18 protein-coding genes are annotated in these 16781 nt (G+C 71.3%); 9 read left to right on the plus strand and 9 right to left on the minus strand.

Going from position 1 to position 16781, the window contains the following annotated elements:
• Positions 1-5: 5 nt before the first annotated feature.
• Positions 6-332, minus strand: a complete 327-nt coding sequence (locus G9272_RS02300) for a trypco2 family protein (RefSeq protein ID WP_171394933.1) — start codon at positions 330-332, stop codon at positions 6-8.
• A gap of 340 nt (positions 333-672) precedes the next feature.
• On the opposite strand from G9272_RS02300, the gene G9272_RS02305 reads away from it, so the two are divergent.
• Positions 673-1515, plus strand: a complete 843-nt coding sequence (locus G9272_RS02305; RefSeq protein ID WP_171394934.1) for a hypothetical protein — start codon at positions 673-675, stop codon at positions 1513-1515.
• A gap of 401 nt (positions 1516-1916) precedes the next feature.
• Here the strand turns inward: G9272_RS02305 and G9272_RS02310 are convergent, their stop codons facing one another.
• The 7 genes from G9272_RS02310 to G9272_RS02340 all read right to left on the minus strand — a co-directional run bounded on the left by G9272_RS02310 (position 1917) and on the right by G9272_RS02340 (position 9425).
• Entirely contained in the window at positions 1917-2270 is a 354-nt protein-coding gene (locus tag G9272_RS02310) for a VOC family protein (RefSeq protein WP_171394935.1), read from the minus strand.
• Positions 2271-2326: 56 nt separating this feature from the next.
• A complete protein-coding gene (locus G9272_RS02315; protein ID WP_171394936.1) occupies positions 2327-2962 on the minus strand; it encodes a hypothetical protein in 636 nt (211 codons plus the stop codon).
• A gap of 65 nt (positions 2963-3027) precedes the next feature.
• Positions 3028-4272: an MFS transporter gene (locus tag G9272_RS02320; RefSeq protein WP_171394937.1), complete on the minus strand. Its 1245-nt coding sequence runs from the start codon at positions 4270-4272 to the stop codon at positions 3028-3030.
• 124 nt (positions 4273-4396) lie between these two features.
• Positions 4397-5602, minus strand: coding sequence for an acyltransferase family protein (locus G9272_RS02325; RefSeq protein WP_253267679.1), 1206 nt, complete (start codon positions 5600-5602; stop codon positions 4397-4399).
• A 100-nt stretch (positions 5603-5702) separates the two neighbouring features.
• On the minus strand, positions 5703-7367 hold the full coding sequence (locus tag G9272_RS02330; protein WP_253267680.1) for an FAD-binding oxidoreductase: 1665 nt from the start codon (positions 7365-7367) through the stop codon (positions 5703-5705).
• Positions 7368-7465: 98 nt separating this feature from the next.
• Positions 7466-8230 carry a hypothetical protein gene (locus tag G9272_RS02335; protein WP_171394938.1) on the minus strand — a complete coding sequence of 255 codons (765 nt, stop codon included), beginning with the start codon at positions 8228-8230 and terminating at the stop codon, positions 7466-7468.
• Between the two features lie 112 nt (positions 8231-8342).
• Positions 8343-9425 carry a VOC family protein gene (locus tag G9272_RS02340; protein WP_171394939.1) on the minus strand — a complete coding sequence of 361 codons (1083 nt, stop codon included), beginning with the start codon at positions 9423-9425 and terminating at the stop codon, positions 8343-8345.
• 424 nt (positions 9426-9849) lie between these two features.
• On the opposite strand from G9272_RS02340, the gene G9272_RS02345 reads away from it, so the two are divergent.
• The 6 genes from G9272_RS02345 to G9272_RS02370 all read left to right on the plus strand — a co-directional run bounded on the left by G9272_RS02345 (position 9850) and on the right by G9272_RS02370 (position 14812).
• Positions 9850-10293 (plus strand): MarR family winged helix-turn-helix transcriptional regulator, encoded by a 444-nt coding sequence (locus G9272_RS02345; protein ID WP_171394940.1) that lies wholly within the window; start codon positions 9850-9852, stop codon positions 10291-10293.
• A 418-nt stretch (positions 10294-10711) separates the two neighbouring features.
• On the plus strand, positions 10712-11965 hold the full coding sequence (locus tag G9272_RS02350) for a sedoheptulose 7-phosphate cyclase (RefSeq protein WP_171394941.1): 1254 nt from the start codon (positions 10712-10714) through the stop codon (positions 11963-11965).
• Entirely contained in the window at positions 11962-12765 is an 804-nt protein-coding gene (locus G9272_RS02355; RefSeq protein ID WP_171394942.1) for a cupin domain-containing protein, read from the plus strand. Before G9272_RS02350 ends, G9272_RS02355 begins: the two co-directional genes overlap by 4 nt.
• On the plus strand, positions 12762-13148 hold the full coding sequence (locus G9272_RS02360) for a hypothetical protein (protein ID WP_171394943.1): 387 nt from the start codon (positions 12762-12764) through the stop codon (positions 13146-13148). Before G9272_RS02355 ends, G9272_RS02360 begins: the two co-directional genes overlap by 4 nt.
• Positions 13149-13329: 181 nt before the next feature.
• Positions 13330-14247, plus strand: coding sequence for an NADP-dependent oxidoreductase (locus G9272_RS02365; RefSeq protein ID WP_171394944.1), 918 nt, complete (start codon positions 13330-13332; stop codon positions 14245-14247).
• A gap of 67 nt (positions 14248-14314) precedes the next feature.
• Complete coding sequence (locus G9272_RS02370) at positions 14315-14812, plus strand: MarR family winged helix-turn-helix transcriptional regulator (protein ID WP_171394945.1); 498 nt, start codon at positions 14315-14317, stop codon at positions 14810-14812.
• Positions 14813-14848: 36 nt separating this feature from the next.
• On the opposite strand, the gene G9272_RS02375 is transcribed toward G9272_RS02370, so the two are convergent.
• The gene (locus G9272_RS02375; protein WP_171394946.1) at positions 14849-15457 is read right to left on the minus strand and encodes a TetR/AcrR family transcriptional regulator; all 609 of its coding nucleotides are present in this window, start codon (positions 15455-15457) and stop codon (positions 14849-14851) included.
• Positions 15458-15544: 87 nt separating this feature from the next.
• Between G9272_RS02375 and G9272_RS02380 the strand changes: the two genes are divergently transcribed.
• Both G9272_RS02380 and G9272_RS02385 read left to right on the plus strand, forming a co-directional pair.
• The gene (locus tag G9272_RS02380) at positions 15545-16312 is read left to right on the plus strand and encodes an SDR family oxidoreductase (protein ID WP_171394947.1); all 768 of its coding nucleotides are present in this window, start codon (positions 15545-15547) and stop codon (positions 16310-16312) included.
• Between the two features lie 107 nt (positions 16313-16419).
• Positions 16420-16773, plus strand: coding sequence for a hypothetical protein (locus G9272_RS02385; RefSeq protein WP_171394948.1), 354 nt, complete (start codon positions 16420-16422; stop codon positions 16771-16773).
• Positions 16774-16781: the final 8 nt, after the last annotated feature.

Consider the following 16781-nt stretch of genomic DNA (forward strand, 5'->3'; position numbering starts at 1 on the left):
TCTGACTACTCCGCTTCCTCGATCTGGCCGCCACGATCTGTGCCCCGGCTGCCGATCAGCAGGTCGTTGCCGTCGCTCGGGGCCACAGCCAAGGTGATCGTCATCCGGTGCGATGCTGTATGAGCCCTCTCGCCACGAGCGTCGGCGGACACGACGAACGCCTTCACGCCTCCTCCGGCAGAGGTCGTACGGCGAATCTCAACGGCCAAGTCAAGCACGACATCCTTGACGGTGAAACGAAACGGCAGGCCGTCGCCATCCTGCTGCGCTTGCGCCAGCCCCGCCCTCACCGCGCTGATCGCCTCGGACAGTTCGGCCCCATCCCATTCCATGCGTCCCCCACGTCGCTGCGGCAGTAGGGACAGTCTGCCTACCCATGGGCCCGAGGGAGAAGAGACCACACATCATCCGGCGCCCTGCCGCGTCGCGGCGTTTCGACAAGTCTGAACGCCGACATCTCCTTCCGGACCCGCCCGAGAGCTGGAGCCCCTTGCGGCCGAGCCCGTCATCCCGACCATCCGCACCTCCGCCCAAGGCCGTCGTCGTCCACGACGGCCGCCAGCTCAGCGGGTCCGGCCCGGGCACCGTGCCGCAGCGTGCACGCTGAAGCGACGGCTCGCCGGGACGGCGTTTCGCCCGTCTTCGGTCCTGCCCGGGTTCTAGGCTCGGCCCGTGGGGCAACCTGAGCAGCGCGCCGAGGGCGCGGGACCGTTCACCACCCGGCTCACCTGGCACCTTCCCGACGGCGGCACTGCCGTGTGGGAGTCCCGGCTCGCGCGGCGGCGTGGGGTGCTGGCCGTTCGTCCTCGCAGTGCGGCGGCCACTCGTCACATCCGTGCGGACGCCGTTTCGATCACCCGGCTGCGCCGGCTCAACGCCATCGCCTCGATCGCCTTCGTCTTCGGCGGGGCCCTCTTCGCGGCCGGCGCGGCCGTCGCCCAACTCGGCTCCGGCGACGCCACCGAGTGCGCCTCGATCTACTTCGCGGGCGGCCTGTTCTTCACCACCGGCGGGTACGTCTCGCTGCTCCAGGTGATCAACGCACCCCGCCACGTCATCGGCGGCGAAGGACGGTTGGTCACCCGCCACTGGCGATGGTGGCGCTATGAGCCGACGCGGGTGGACTGGCTGAGCACGTTCGTCCTCTTCGCGGGCACACTCGTCTTCGCCGTAGACCTGCTGGACTCCTTTCTTCAGGGTCTGACCGTCCAGCAGGTCAACCGGCTGATCTGGGCGCCCGACGTGATCGGCTGCATTCTCTTCCTGCTCTCCGGCCACCTGGCCTTCGTCGAGATCTGCCACGGACGGCTCTGCGTCCGGCCGCACAACCTCGGCTGGTGGATCGTCACCGTCAACCAGCTCGGGTCCGTCCTGTTCATGGTCTCGGCGCTCGCTGCCTACACCCGCCCCGCCACCGGCAGCCTGGTCAACTCCGACATCGCCAACTGGGCCACACTCACCGGCGCCCTGTGCTTCTCCCTCGCAGGCATCCTCCAACTCGGCGAACACTCATAGGGCTGTAGGCGAAGTGACGCTGAGCAACCGTCTCATCGGCACTGGCGCAGGGCACTTCGCGAAGCCGGCCAGCAGCCGTGGTTCAGAGAAGTGACCAAGCCGAAGCTGACGGCACCTGAACAGACAGCTCGGGGCACGGGGCACCTCGCGGCTCGGAGCATGACGGAGAAGGAACTCTGCCCGTCCCGTTCCCAGGGGGACGGACCACCTCGAGCATGCGGTGCCACTTCGCCATGTCCTCCGCAGCGCCACGATGCCGACCGCCGACGGTCCTGGTCCCGCCGGCGCCGGAGGGTCACACGGGTCACGGCCCGGGCGGAGTACGGCTATGGCGCCGACCTCCGCCTGGTCGTGCCGGCCTGTACGGCTACGAGAGCGTCACCGCCCGCGTGGAGGCGCGGTCAGGCGGGCTGCCACAGCTCGATCCGGTTGCCCTCCGGATCGGTGACCCAGCCGAATCGACCGACGCCCTCCATGTCCTGCGTCTCTTCGGTCACGTCCGCTCCCTTGGCGCGCAATTGCGCGAGCATCGCTTCCAGGTCGCGGACCCGGAAGTTGAGCATGGTGCGCTGGGCGCGGGATCCGAAGTAGTCGGTCTCGGACTCGAACGTCGCGAACACCGTCGGGCCGGCTCCCTGATTCCACAGGCCGTTCTCATCGGCGTCCAGGCCCAGGCAATCGCGATACCAGGCGCTCAGGGCCGCCGGGTCGGTCGCCCGCAGGAAGTACCCACCGATTCCAAGCACACGTTCCATGGCGCCATCTTGCCAGGACGGCGATCGGGCGGGTCGGCACCACACCACCGGCCGCTTCACCCCCGTGTCACGGGTGCGGGCAGGTCCAGAGCGCGGCCGAGGGCCGAGGTGACCGGAGTGGCGTGATCGGGCAGGTGCCGCGCGGCCCAGGCGGCGGCCAGTCGGAGGAAGTCGACCAGGTCCCGCTCTGCGCCGGCGAGCAGGCGACGCAGGTCGGTGACGGGGACCTCGATCAGCGGACTGTCGTCGTGCTCGGCGTCGACCGTCAGTCGGACGACTTCGCCGTGGCGTTCGGCGAGCGGAGAGGGGTCGTGGCCGAAGGAGGCCCAGCCGTCGCCGTCGACGACCTCGAGCCAGTCGCACCTCTCCTCCAGCCCGTTGCAGCAGCCCGGCAGCAGGGTCGTGCCGGTGGCGGTGTCCGTGATCCGCAGGCCGCCGGACGCGAAGAGGTGGTCCATGGTCAGGAGTCCGTGCAGGAAGCCTCCGAGTGGGTCGGCGGGTCGTGGTGGGCGATCGTCGTCCTCGGGGTCGATGTCGTTGCACTCGGCGATGCGCATCACCGCTGTGCCGACCTCGGCAGGACGGAGTGCGCCGCTGAGCGGCAGGAAGCCGTACGGCCGGGATTCGGCGGCTGGCCAGAGGGTGAAGCCGTCGGAGGCGTGGATCTCCAGGACGGGCTGTATGACGATCACCCCGGAAAGTCTGGGGTACGCCTGCTCCCACCGCACTGAGATTACTGCGCGACGTCCTTCGGTGGTCAGCCGGTCGTCTCGCTGCCGCCGGTGACCGCGGCGGTCCTGTCCGCCGCCCGGGCCGCGGGTGCGGGGCCGACCGCAGGACTGTTCCGACGGCCGGGGCAGGCGGCCGCGAGCAGCACGGCCGCAGCGGTCAGTGTCGCCCCGGCCGCGGCCACCGAAGGCAGTGAGCGGCCGTGGGCCAGCAGAAAGCCCCCGAGCCAGCTCCCGAGCGCGATCCCCACGCAGAAGGCCGAGTTGTTGATGGTCAGGGCCATCGTCGGCGACGTCGTGCCGGCGGTCGTCACGGTCTGGGTGTTGAGCGCCGGAATCGTGCCGAAGTAGGCGGCTCCGAGGAGGCAGAAGAGGACGGCCACGGCCCATCGGCTGCCGGGCAGCAGGGCGAGCAGCACAAGGCCGGCCGTCGACGCGCCCAGGGTGATGAGCACGGCCGCGTACGGGGAGCGGTCGGCTGCCCGGCCGCCCACCGTGTTGCCGACGATGCCGCCCGCGCCGTAGAGCAGAAGCAGCACGGTGACGGCCTGCGGGCCGAACCCGGCGGCCTGCGTGAGATAGGGCGACGCGTAGGTGTAGAGGGCGAACACCCCTCCGGTGCCGAGCATGATGACCAGGGCGACGAGCAGCAGGGGGCCGGGGAGGACGAACGGCCGGGCGGCCCCGGGCACTGTCCGCCGGTCGTCGGGCGTCACCGTTACCGGCGGGGCCTCGGGCACTGCGCGGCGCATGAGCAGGAGGGTGGCTGCCAGGCTCAGTGCGGCGAGCGCCCAGAAGGTCGCGCGCCAGCCGAAGAGGTTGCCGATCAGAGTGCCTGCGGGGACGCCGACGACGCTGGACAGACCGATACCGAGAGTGATTTTGGCACCCCATGCGGCCCGTCGGTCGGCGGGCGCCATGTCCCGTGCCGCCGCCACGAAGGCGGCGATCAGGGTGGAGTGGGCCAGTGCGCTCACCACCCGGCCGACGACCAGCCAGCGGAAGTCCGGGGCGAGTGCGGCCAGCACGTTGCCGACGATGAACACGGCCATCATGCCCGGCATGAGCAGCGCTCGGCGGAGCCGGCCGGTGGCCGCCGTGAGCAACGGGCCGACGATGACGACCGCGACGGCGTACACGCTGATCAGCATGCCGACGGAGGTGAGCGAGACGCCGACGTCGTGCCCGATGGCCGGCAGGATGCCGGCGATGACGCTCTCGGCGGTGCCGATGCAGAAGGTGCAGAGCATCATCGCGAGGACGGGAAGCGGCATGGGATCTCCTTGGTGGCCGTCGCCGCGCGGCGCGGCGCGACCGCCGTTCCGGCACGGGAGCGATCGCTTCCGTGCCGGACGGGGACGCACCGCGCATCGACGTGTGCGACGGGAACGTGAGGTCTCAGGTGGTGCCGATGGTGACGGGCCGGTCGCTGTCGTCCCGGGGAGAACGCACGGCGGCCGGCGCCTCGGCCGCCCGGGCCGCCCGCGCTCGGCGCGCCCAGGCCCGCACCGCGGGTCGCTCGACGCCGACGTACAGCAGCCAGGCCAGCAGCAGGCTCACCGCGGCGACGAGCGCGGCCACGCCGATGGCGGCGGCGAGCGAGTCCGTCTCCCGGAAGCCGAGCCGTTCCTGGGTGAAGGACAGCAGGACCTGGTGGATCAGGTAGAAGGCGAAGGACACCTCGCCCAGCCACACCCACACGCGTCCGGCCACCGCGGTACCCCGCCCCGACGCGTCACGTGCCGCCGCGGCGGCGATGAGCAGGGCGAACGGGATCACGACGACCGCGTTCAGTGAGAAGAGGAACGGAACCCGCAGGCTCAGCGCGTACGCCGCCACCGTGAGCGCCAGCGCGGGCAGCACGCCGAGGCCGATCCACCGGCGGGACAGCACGATCCTGGCCATCAGGATGCCGAGCAGGAAGTCCAGCACCCGCAGCGGCGGGAAGATGTAGACGAGCCACATCTGGGTGATCGAGTGGCCGTACAGCGGAGAGTTGGCGTGGCTCGGCCCGAACGTCTCCCCGGTGGGCGACAGCTGGACGAGCAGCGGCAGCAGCACGATCGCCGTGGCGGTCCCGGCCGCCCACCACCACAGCCGCTCGGCGCGGATCCGCTGCACCGCCCGGTGCAGCAGCGGGAACAGCAGGTAGAAGACCAGCTCGCAGGAGAGCGACCAACTGGGGTTGTTGACGCTGAAGAACACATCGGCCTTCGGTATCCACGCCTGGAGCAGCAGGAGGTTGGGGACACCGCGTCCCCAGGTCGCCGAGGCGTAGGCGTACATGGCGAGGGCGAAGAAGAAGGTGACGACATGGTTGGGGTAGACCTTGGCCAGTCGGCGCCCCCAGAAGGCGCGGGTGGTGTCGTTGTCCCGGGCGGACCAGGCCAGGACGAAGCCGCTGAGGATGAAGAAGAAGGTGACGCCGGCCCAGCCGCCGTTCTTCAGGGCGGAGGCGAAGGGGCCGTGGCCCTGGCCGGGGGTGGAGTAGGCGTCGAGCAGCGACAGATGGAACAGGAACACCAGGAAGGCGGCGAAGAACCGCATCCCGGTCAGCGAGGGCAGCCGGGACGAGCGCCCGGGCACGGCGGAGTCAACGGACACGAGGATCACCTCGAGGTGTGAGGGCGGGAGGGTGGCAGGGCGGCGGCGGGTGCCAGGGGGGCCGGCGCGGCGGCCTGGTGGCGGCCGCCGGCCGACGTGATCAGGCGGGCCGGATCGACTGGGCGTGCCGGAACAGTCCGGTGGGGTCCCAGGTGGCCTTGACCTTCTGGAGCCGTCGGTAGCCGTTCTTGTAGTAGAGGTCGTGCCACGGCACGCCGGAGGTGTTCCATCGGGGGTCACCGAGGTCGACGTCGGCGTAGTTGACGAAGCAGCCGTCGTTGGTCTCGTTCGGCACCGGCACACCGCCGGTCGCGGCGAACATGTCGCGGTAGCACTCCCGGACCCAGGTGATGTGGGCGTCGTCGTCCGCCGCGTCGTTCCACAGGGAGACGACCTGGTACTTGAGAACGGAGTCCCGCTGCGGCACGGCGGTGTCGGCGGAGGCGACACGGTTCACCGCGCCCCCGTACGACGCGATCATGAGCAGCGCGCTCGGGTTGTGGAAGTCGTCGCGGGTCAGGTGGTGGTGGGCCGCGGCGATCTGGACGTCCGTGTAGGTGCGCCGTGCGTAGACGGACTTGCCCTTGAACCTGACCGTGGGGTCCGGGCCGGTGAAGCCGGGCCACTGGGTGGCGTGCAGCCAGGGCACCCGCCGGTACTGGCGGACCTGGGGCTGGATGCCGAGACCGGCGCCGACCTCGGATATGTAGTTCTGGAGCAGGCGCTCGGCGCCGGGAACGCCGGCGTCGATCAGCGAGTCGAGCACCACCGCTCCGTTCGACCTGTGGAACGGCTTGAGCTGGCTGAACAACGCGGTGTACGGGGAGTCGGGGGCACTGTTGTGGGTGTGCCATTCGCCGTGGTTCCACATCAGACGGCTGAAGCGGGCCTCGGTCAGCTGCTCCCAGGGCCAGGCCACCTCGCTCAGCCACACCTCGCGCGGCGGAGTGGGCAACTGTGCGGTCGGATCGTCGCCCCTGGCGTCGTGGGAGCGCAGCCAGTAGCGGGTCACCACGCCGAAGTTGCCGCCGCCGCCTCCCGTGTGGGCCCACCACAGCTCGCGGTGGGGGTCGTCGGGCTCGCGCGTGGCGGTGACGGCGCGGGCGGTGCCGTCCGCCTGCACGACCACGATCTCGATGCCGTACAGGTGGTCGACCGCGAGCCCGTCCCGCCGACTCATGGAGCCGTAGCCCCCGCCCTGGATGTGCCCGCCTGCCGCGACGGTGGGGCAGTTGCCGGCCGGGAGGTAGACGCCCCAGCCCTTGTAGAGGCGGTCGTAGACCCGGCCGAGGGCGGCGCCGGGCTGCACGGAGAACGCCCGGCGGCGTTCGTCGTAGGAGATGTCGTCCATGCGGGACAGGTCGAGGACGACCGCGATCTCCTGGTGAGTGGTGAAGTCCTCGTAGCAGTGGCCGCCGCTGCGTACGGCCAGCCGCCGGCCGGAGTCGACCGCCTGCTGTACGGCCCGTACGACGTCGCCGGTGGAGGTGGCGAGGACGATCTGGTCGGGACTGCCGACCCAGCGCTGGTTGGTGCCGCGTCGAAGGTCCGCGTAACGCCGGTCCGAGGGACGCACGGTGACGGCGGGCACGGCCGCGGGAGCATCGGCGCGGGCCGTCGCGGCCGCGGTGGCGGGGCTGATTCCGGCGGCGGTGACGGCGAGGGCGCCGCCCGCGACGGCCGTACCGGACAGGAAGGTCCGCCGGTGCACGGGCTTGCGCACGGTGGTGGGCGGGCCGGCGGGCGAGGACATGGGTGAAGACATGGGTGAGTCCTTGGAATGGTGGGACAACGTGTGAGCGGGGGGCGCGCCCGATCGCCGCGGCCGCGCGGGTGCGCGGGGCGGGGCGCGATCCGGTGGTGTCAGCCGGTCGTCGGGGCCTGGGCGCCGACGAGTGTGTCGAGGCGGATGCCGAACCAGTCGAGGATGCCGACGACGCGGCGGGCCTCCACGAGGTCGAGCGCGGTGGGTCCGGTGACGGCGCGGCGCTCCACGAACGTCCGCAGGGCGGCGGGCGTGAGCGCCACGGCCGTCCCGGGGAACAGACACTGCTCGGCGTACTCGGCGCCCCGGTCGGGGCCGGCGCAGGGCGCGGTGGACCACAGCAGGTACGGCGCCGGGATGCCGCGCGCCGATGCGTGGGCCCAGCCCGGGGAACGCAGTTCGCGCCGCAGCATGTCGTACAGGAGGTGGGCTCCGGCGACTCCGGCGCGGAACCGCATGGCCTTGGCCTCGCAGCCGCCGATCCGGTCGAGGCCGGCGTTGACCAGGGCGTCGACGGCCGGGATGGAGTACTCGACGGCGACCGCGACGGGGCGACCCTGCGGGCCGGGGGCGGGTGCGGGTGCGGCCGAGGCCTCCGACAGCAGCCCGCGCAGCAGACGTCGGAACTCGGCGGGCCCGTGGACGGGACCGGCGACGACCGTGCCGTTCGCGGTCAGGTGGCCGGCCGGCGCGCCCTCGGCGGCCGGCGGCAGCACGTCACGGACCGTCTGCGCGGCTTCGGCCCGAGACCGGGCGACCGCCTCCGGAAGCGTGCGCCGGCAGTCGAGCCAGAGTGTCACGTCGGCCGCCGCTCCGGGCAGCGGCCCGGGCGGACGGGTGGGTAACCTGACGAGCGTTCCCATGCGGATTCCCCCTGGATGGTCGAAAGTCGTAGAGGTGTGCGGCTGTGCCGGTGTGCTCGGCCGGCGCGCCGGACAGAACAGGGCCCGATGCCGAGCAGGAACACGCCTTCGGTCAGGGGCGGTCGTGCCAGCGCAGGTCACCGGGTGTCGCGCGGCGCGCCGAGGTCAGCGCCTCGTACGGCAGGGAGCCGTCCGGCATGTTGATGATCTCCATCTGGATGCCGATCGGGGTGCTGAAGTAGAGCCAGCGGTCGCCGGCGATCGGACCCTGCGTGATCGTCTCCGGCTCGCCCATCAGCGTCACGCCCTCCTGCTCGCGCAGATGGGCGGCGGCCGCGTCCACGTCGTCGACGTAGAAGGCCAGATGATGGCCGCCGACGTCGCTGTTGCGCGGGGGCCGCGACCGCAGGGCGCCCGTTCCGCTCTGGATCAGTTCACAGTTGGCGGTGGGGCCGGTGCGCAGCAGTGTCCTGCGGGAGTGCTCGGTGCCGGGCGGCCAGTGCCCGTCCGACCGGTCCGCCGGGTGCTGCGGGCTCTCCACCGGTTCCGCTCCGAGGACGTCCGTGAAGAAGGCGGTGGCGGCGGCGAGATCGGCGACGGTGTAACTCACGTGCTCCACCCCCAGCAGGCCCAGCGAACGCTCGACGGCGTTGGGGTTGGCGTTGGCGTACGGCGTCTCGGCGGGGACGAAGCCACGGTCGTCCCGGCGGCCCGGACCGCGCAGCGAGAGCAGCATGCCCCACGGGGTCAGAAACCACCGACGGGTCCCGGCGCGGGCGTCCGACGGGCCGAGGCGGACGGTGGCCGACCGGCGCAGATGCTCCTCCGCCGTGTCCAGGTCCGCGACCATCAGGGCCAGGTGATGACCGCCCACGTCGTTCGGGCCGGGCGGCGAGGTGATCTGGCCCGGCGCGGTGTACTCGAAGAGCTCCAGATTGCTGTACGGGCCGAGACGGACCAGGGCGACCTGGGCCCGCGCCCGTGCGTGCACGCCCAGCTTCCGGGTCATCCAGTCGCCGCCGGGGTCCTCGACCGGCCCCTCCCGGTAACAGAGTTCACCCCCCAGCACGCCGGTGAAGAAGGCGATGGCCTCGTCGAGGTCCGGGACGGTGAAGGCGTAGTGGTCCACGGCCCGCGCGGTGGGCAGACCGGCGAGCACCGGTGTGGACGAGGCCGCCGTGGATACGTTGAGCACGATTCCCCCTAGGACGAGTGCGCTCGGTGCTGGGCACCGCGCGGCACACGAATGCTCGGACTCCGGCGCCTGCTCGTGACCAGGTGCCGGACCGATGGCGACAGTAGGGGAATGTCGTTGCGTGCGCAAGGAACACCTCCCCGCACACAGGTGGGACGTTATGCGATTCACCCCACCCGACCTGCGCCGATGCGGATCGAAGGCGACCTGCCGAATGGTCACCGAGTCATGGAGCCATACACCTCCATGTGCAGACATGAAAAAGCCTGCGTACGGGAGGGTTTCCTTGGCTGCTGCCGCCTCGTACTCTGGGTACGGCTCGGCTGTCATGGGACGTGACGTGCCTCCCCTCCCCCCGCACGGCGCCCGGAAGGGCTCTACGGCGGCGGGAAGATCCTTCGAGCACCCTGAAGAAGGCGACATCATGCGAACGCGCAAGGAAGACAGTGTCGAGCTATGGAGTCAACTGTCGGTTCTCGTCGCGGAAGTCGGTACCGCACTGGACAGGCGACTCTCCGAGGACTTCGAGCTGGGTCTCACCGACTTCCTCTCCCTGCGCGCACTGAGCAACGGTGACCCCGCGGGCATCCGCATGAACGAACTCGCCCAGCTCCTCGGCCTCAACCAGTCGTCGGCCACCCGTGCCGTCCAGCGCCTGGAGGGCCGCGGGCTGGTCGAGCGGGGGGCCCACGCGACGGACCGCAGAGGCGTGGTCGTGCGGGTCACGGAGGCCGGCCGGACCATGGTCGCGGACATAGGCAATCTCTTCCGCCGCGAGGTCGGCATGGCGCTGGAAGTCGCGTCCATGGACAGCAGGACCAGTTCGGTCGTCGCCAGGCTGCGCTACGCCCCGACCCTCGACCGCTGAGCCGTCCGGGCCCATCGCGCCCCCTGCCGAACCCCGGCAGGGGGCTTTTCGCTGCCCGGCCGCCCGGTCGGCGCGGCCCTGAGCGCCTGATTTCTTGCGACAGCAAGCATTGGCTGCATGGTTCCAGCCATCCCGAACGGTTTCCTGTTCTGGAAAACCCCAGGTAATTACCGGTTTCATCATGGCTCGACAGGCCTCTCCTGGCCGGATACCAACCGAGCGAACCCGAGTAATCCTTGCGTGCGCAATGAACTCTGTGTCAGGGTCGGTGACGGCGACGGGGGGCAGGCCACGGTGCAGTGGCCGGATCCCGCGCAGGCGGCCCGGAGGGCTTCGCCGCGCGGATACCAGAACAGACTGCCCCGACCAGATTCGCGACGAACCCGAACCGAGACTCTTCGTCGGAGGCGGAAGCCTGATGCAGCACGAAACGCAGACCACACGGAACAACGACGGTCTCTTCGCGGTGGGAAGCCCGGTCACCCACTGGTCGGTCAAGACCAGCAACCCGGTCCAGTACGAGATACGCGCCTGCGAGAACCTGCTCGACCCCGAGAACTCCACCATCCTCGAGGACGCCCCGGGCACCGGACGGCGTCGCTTCGTCGTCACCGACCGCGTGGTCGACTCCCTCTACGGTGAGCGTATCCGCGCCTACTTCGAGCACCACGGTGTCGAGCACCAGGTGCTGGTCCTGGACGACGGCGAGACGCACAAGTCGGTCGGCGCCGTACTGAAGGTCACCGAGGCCCTCGACGCGTTCGGCGTCGACCGCCGACGTGAACCCGTCATCGCCTTCGGCGGTGGCGTCCTCATGGACATCGTCGGCTTCGCCGCCAGCCTGTATCGCCGCTCCACGCCGTTCATCCGCATCCCCACCACCCTGATCGGCCTGGTGGACGCGGGAGTCGGCGCCAAGACCGGCGTCAACCACAACGGGCACAAGAACCGGCTCGGCACCTACTTCCCGGCGGACCGCACGCTGCTCGACCGCTCGTTCCTGGCCACGCTCGACGAACGGCACATCAGCAACGGCCTGGCCGAGATCCTCAAGATCGCCCTGATCAAGGACGCCCGCCTGTTCGACCTGCTGGAGCAGCACGGCGCCGACGTCCTGCACACCAAGCTTCAGAGCGCGGCGGCCAGCGGTCCCACCCCGGCCGACGTCCCGGTGGACCAGCGTCTCGCGGCCCGCGGGCTGCACCTCGACCCCGCGACCGAGGTGGTCGAGCGGGCCATCCAGGGCATGCTGGAGGAACTCCAGCCCAACCTCTGGGAGAAGGTGCTGGAACGGGTCGTCGACTACGGCCACACCTTCAGCCCGACCATCGAGATGCATGCCCTGCCCGCCCTGCTGCACGGCGAAGCCGTGGCCATCGACATGGCTCTGACCACCGTGATGGCCGAGCACCGCGGACTCGTCAGCACCTACCAGCGGGACCGCATCCTCGAGGTGATGGCACGGCTCGGCCTGCCGGTCTGGCACCCGCTGTGCACACCGGAGCGGCTCGGCGAGGCTCTGCGGGACACCGTCCGGCACCGTGACGGAAAGCAGCGGCTGCCACTGCCCGTCGGCATCGGCAGCGCGGTCTTCGTCAACGACGTCACCGAGGCCGAACTCGGGTCCGCCGCCGAGGCTCTCGCGGGGCTGGTCGCGGGAGTGTCCCGGTGACGACCGCCCCCACCGCCCGCCCCGGGGAGGCGGACGTCCGGCCGGCCGGCCCGCCCGACTCCCGCCCGCACGCCTTCCGTTCGATCGGGACCGTGGCGGGGGCCGCGACGGTGCACGGTGTGCACGGCGCCGCCGGGCGCACGCACTGGAAGTGCTTCGCCGGCCGCCGTCAGCTCGACTCCCCCACCGAGGCGGTCGAGTGGGCCTCCATCCCCCCGGGCGGACTGAGTGGCGAACACCGCCACACCCGTACCGAGGAGATCTACCTGATCCTGCAAGGACACGGGGAGTTCCTGTTCAACGGCGTCCCCCATCGCGTCGGACCCGGCTCACTGGCCCTGACCGCGCCCGGAAACGTGCACGGGCTGCGCAACACGGGGGACACCGACCTCGACTGGTGGGTCGTCGAGACCCTCTCACCCGGCACCGACGCGGTCCTGTCCGGAGCCGATCTCACACCGGGAGTTCCCGCCATGGGCGACGCAGTGATTTATGACCTCTTCAAGGAGCGCACCGTCTCCACCGACGGCGTCTTCACCGGCCCCTTGCGCCAGATCGAGGCCGTCGACCTCGACGCCGGTCAGCGCACCGCCCTGGGCAGGGCCGACGCGGAACTCGCGGTGTTCGTGCACAGCGGCGAGGGCCGGGCCACGGCCGCCGACGGCACCGCGGCGGACCTCTCGGCGGACACCTGCGTCACCCTGGGCGCGGACACGCTCACCCGCTTCGAGGCGCGCACTCCGCTGCGGCTGCTGGTCGTCACGCTGGCCCTGCCCCAGCTGTCCGCGGAGGCGTCGTGATCATCACCACGACAGGCGAGGCGGTGCGCACGACCATGGACACCGTCTCGGGGGCCGACTGGACGTGCCTGGTCCGCCGGGGGATGTTGCACAGTGAGTGCGAGTCGGTGGAGCACTGGCTGCTCGCGCCCGCCGCCGTTCTCGCGGCGACCCCGCGGCACGGGGTGGAGGAGGCCGTCCTGGTGCTCGAGGGTGAGCTCTCCCTGAGCACCACGTCCGGCGAACACAGCGTAAGGGCGGGGCAGTTGGCGCTGCTCCCGCTCGGCTGCGCGGCACGTCTCACGGCGGGACCCGACCCGGTGCGGCTGATCACCGTGCGAACCCTGGCGGCCGCCGTCACCGACCGGCTGCCGCCGCGCATCCCCGAGCTGATCCGGTCCTGACCGGCTGCTCCCCTGTCCCCCTCCCTCCCCCCTCCTCCCCTCTCCCCCTCGGTCCCTCGCGGCCCCGATCCGGTGGCAATCCGGACGGGGCCGCTCCGGTCCGGTCGGCGACCCGGCCGGACCCCGGACCTCGACCTCGAACCTCGAACCTCGAACCTCGAACCTCGAGAAAGCGAGCACCATGCGTGCGGTAGTCCTCACGACATACGGCGGTCCCGAGCAGCTGGAGGTCGCCGACCTCCCGGAACCGGCCGTCCCGGACCCGGACGGCGTTCTCATCCGTACCGCTGCGGCCGCCGTCAATCCCGTCGACCTCCAGACCCGCGCCGGTCTGCACAGCGCGCACGGCGCGTTCCACCCGCCGATGGTCCTCGGCTGGGACCTGGCGGGCACGGTCATCGAAGTGGGCGACCGGGTCACCGGCCTCGGCGTCGGCGACCGGGTGGTGGCGATGTCCGCCCAGATGGCCACCGGCCGTGGGACCTACGCCGAGACCGTCGCCCTGCCCTCCGGCATCGTGGCCCCCGCACCCGTCTCCGTCCCCCTGACCGCCGCCGCGGGGTTGCCGCTGGCCGGCCTCACCGCCTGGCAGGCACTCGACGCCCTCGCCCTGCCCGAGGGCGCCACGCTGCTGGTCACCGGTGCCGTCGGCTCGGTCGGCGGGCTCGCGGTGCAGCTCGCCCGGCTACGCGGGCTGACCGTGGTGGCCCATGTCCGGTCCGTCGAGGACATCGAGCTGGCCCGTGCGCTGGGCGCGGCTCGCGTGGTCGTGGGAGAGGACGCGTCGGCGCTTCCGGCCGGCGCCGTCGACGGTCTGCTGGAGACGGCGGGTCTGCCGCGGGCCGTCGCCGCGGTGCGGGACGGCGGACGCGTGGTCTCCGTCGTGCCGACCCGGGTGCCGGAGGCGGAACGGGGTGTCCAGGTGGCCGTCTCGTACGTGGAGCAGGACGGCGAGGGTCTTGCCGCGCTCGGCGCCCTCGTGGACCGGGGTGAACTGGAGCTGCGCTCGGCGAAGGAGCTGGGCTTCGAGGAGGCGGGTGAAGCGCACCGCCTCCTCGAAGCCGGCGGCGTGCGGGGCAAGCTCCTGCTGCTGCCCTGACCGGATGCTCGGCGCCCCCGCCGGGAGGGGCGAGGGCACGGGACCGAAGACCGAGGAAGACGAAGCTGTGAGTGAGCCGCACGACAGCGACGGCCGTGAGACCGCCACGGAGGACGTCGCCCGGCTGTGGGAACGGGTCGCGACGATGTTCTCGTGGCTGGAGGGACAGCTGGACCGCACCCTGACGCGCCGTCACGGTGTGGGTCTGGCCCCGCTGATGACGCTCGGGGTGCTGGTGTGCGAACACCCCGGATCGGTGACGGTCGGAGACGTCGCCCGGCGGCTGAGCGTCAGCGCTTCGGCGGCGAGCCGGATACTGGCGCAGCTGGAGAGCTCGGGCTGGGCGACCAGGGTGGCCTGGCCCTGCGACCGCAGGATCAGCCGGATGGCGGCCACCGAGGCGGGCCGGCGCCTGTGGACCCGGGCCGGTCGGACACTCGACCGCGAACTGGACTTCTCCTTCAGGACGCTGAGGTTCGACGAGCGGTACGCGCACGTGGTGGCCCGCTTGTGCCGGGCCGAGGACGACAGGCCCGGCCACGCGCGCCACCACGAACCGCCGTAGCGGGCCACGCATGCGACGGGGCTCGCCGTCGGCGTCTCAGGAGGCCGGCTCCGGCCAGATGGCCATGGCGAACTCGGCCACCTGCTGAAGCTCCGCGGTGCTGGCGCCGTCCCGGGCCTGCTGGGACATGCCCTGGACGACCGCGGCGAAGTACACGGCCAGGGCCCGCGTGTCCGTTCCCTCGGGGAGCGCACCGCCGGCCCTGGCCGCGTTCAGTCGCTCCTCGAAGGACCGCACGTTCGCCACCCGGCGCTCGCGCAGATCCTCCTTGATGTCGGCCGTCTGGGTGGAGTAGTTGGTCGCCGCGGTGATCACCAGACACCCCGCGGGGTGGTGCGGGTCCGTGTAGGACACCGCCGCCGCCTCCAGCATGTCGGCGAACCCCGTGCGCGTGTCGCTCGCGTCGTCGAGCGCCTTGTTCATGAACGCGCCGAACGTGTCGCCGTAGCGGTCGACGACCTCGACGAAGAGCGTGCGCTTGTCCCCGAACGCCGCGTACAGGCTCGGCGGCGAGATCCCCATGGCGGCGGTCAGGTCGGAGACGGACGTGCCCTCGTAGCCGTGCTGCCAGAAGAGCAGCGTGGCCTGGACGAGTGCCGCGTCCCGGTCGAAACTCCGCGGTCGCCCGCGCTTCGTCGTCGTCATGAACGAATTTTACAACGATCGCTACGGAATTCGTGCTACAGTCAAAACGTAGTCATCGCTACAGAATTCCGATGCAGAGGGAAGGTCATGGGAACGCTGACGGGTAAGAAGGCCTTGGTGACGGGCGGCAGCCGGGGGATCGGACGCGCGATCGCCGAGCGGCTCGGGCGGGACGGGGCGCTCGTGGCCGTCCACTACGGCCGCAACCAGGCGGCCGCCGACGAGGTGGTCGCCGGTATCCGCGCACAGGGCGGTGCCGCGTTCGCGGTCCACGCCGAGCTGGGCGTCGCCGGGGATGTGGAGACCCTCTGGGCGGCCTACGACCGCCAGGCCCTGGAGCACTCCGACGGCGCCGACCTCGACATCCTGGTCAACAACGCGGGCATCACACCGCGCGGCGAGATCGAGGAGACCACCGTCGAGGCGTTCGACGAGGCCGTCGCGGTCAACATGCGCGCACCGTTCTTCCTCGCCCAGCAGGGGCTCAAGCGCCTGCGAAACGGCGGCCGGATCATCAACATCTCCTCCGGTGCGACCCGGATCGCGCTCACCGACATCATCGCCTACGCCATGACCAAGGGGGCCATCGAAGCCTTCACCCTGACCCTCGCCAAGTCGCTCGGCGGTCGCGGCATCACGGTCAACTCGGTGGCCCCCGGCATCATCGACACCGACATCAACGCCTCCTGGCTGCGGGGCAACGAGGCCGCCGAGCAGTCGGCCGCCGAACTCTCCGCCCTCGGCCGCGTGGGACGCCCCGAGGACGTCGCCGACGTGGTCGCCTTCCTCGCCTCCGACGACGGGCGCTGGGTGACCGGCCAGGTCGTCGACGCCACCGGCGGTTCCCAGCTCTGACCCGGTGACCGGCCGGGTGCCCACCCGGCCGGAACCGGAGCCTGCACGGGTGTCAACGGGGACACCGTGACATCGCGCACGACAGACACTCTGTACAGGGAGGCCCCATGCACGTCGTCATCGCCTGGTGGGACGGGACACGAGGTGCCGTATCCGGCACCGCCCGGACGGACCGGTCCGGAGAGGCCGGCTTCGGTCCGGGGGCCGCGGCCTCGTTCGCCGGCGAGTACCCCGGCCTGAGGGACGGTCAGTGGATCGACGAACCCGTGGCGGGCTGGGAGGGGCTGGCGCTGATCTGGGACTGCGCGGACAGCGCCGACCTCTTCCTCCCGGTGATCTCCGAGCAGACGTTCGGCTGCGCCCCTTCGCACCGATGGGCCTTCGAACTGGACGACGCGCCGAGCACACCCGGAGACCCCGGCATGCACCCGGCCGAACTGGAGCTGCTGCTGCGCGCCTGAACGTCTGA

It is taken from the genome of Streptomyces asoensis (genome assembly GCF_013085465.1).
Taxonomy (GTDB): Bacteria; Actinomycetota; Actinomycetes; order Streptomycetales; family Streptomycetaceae; genus Streptomyces; species Streptomyces cacaoi_A.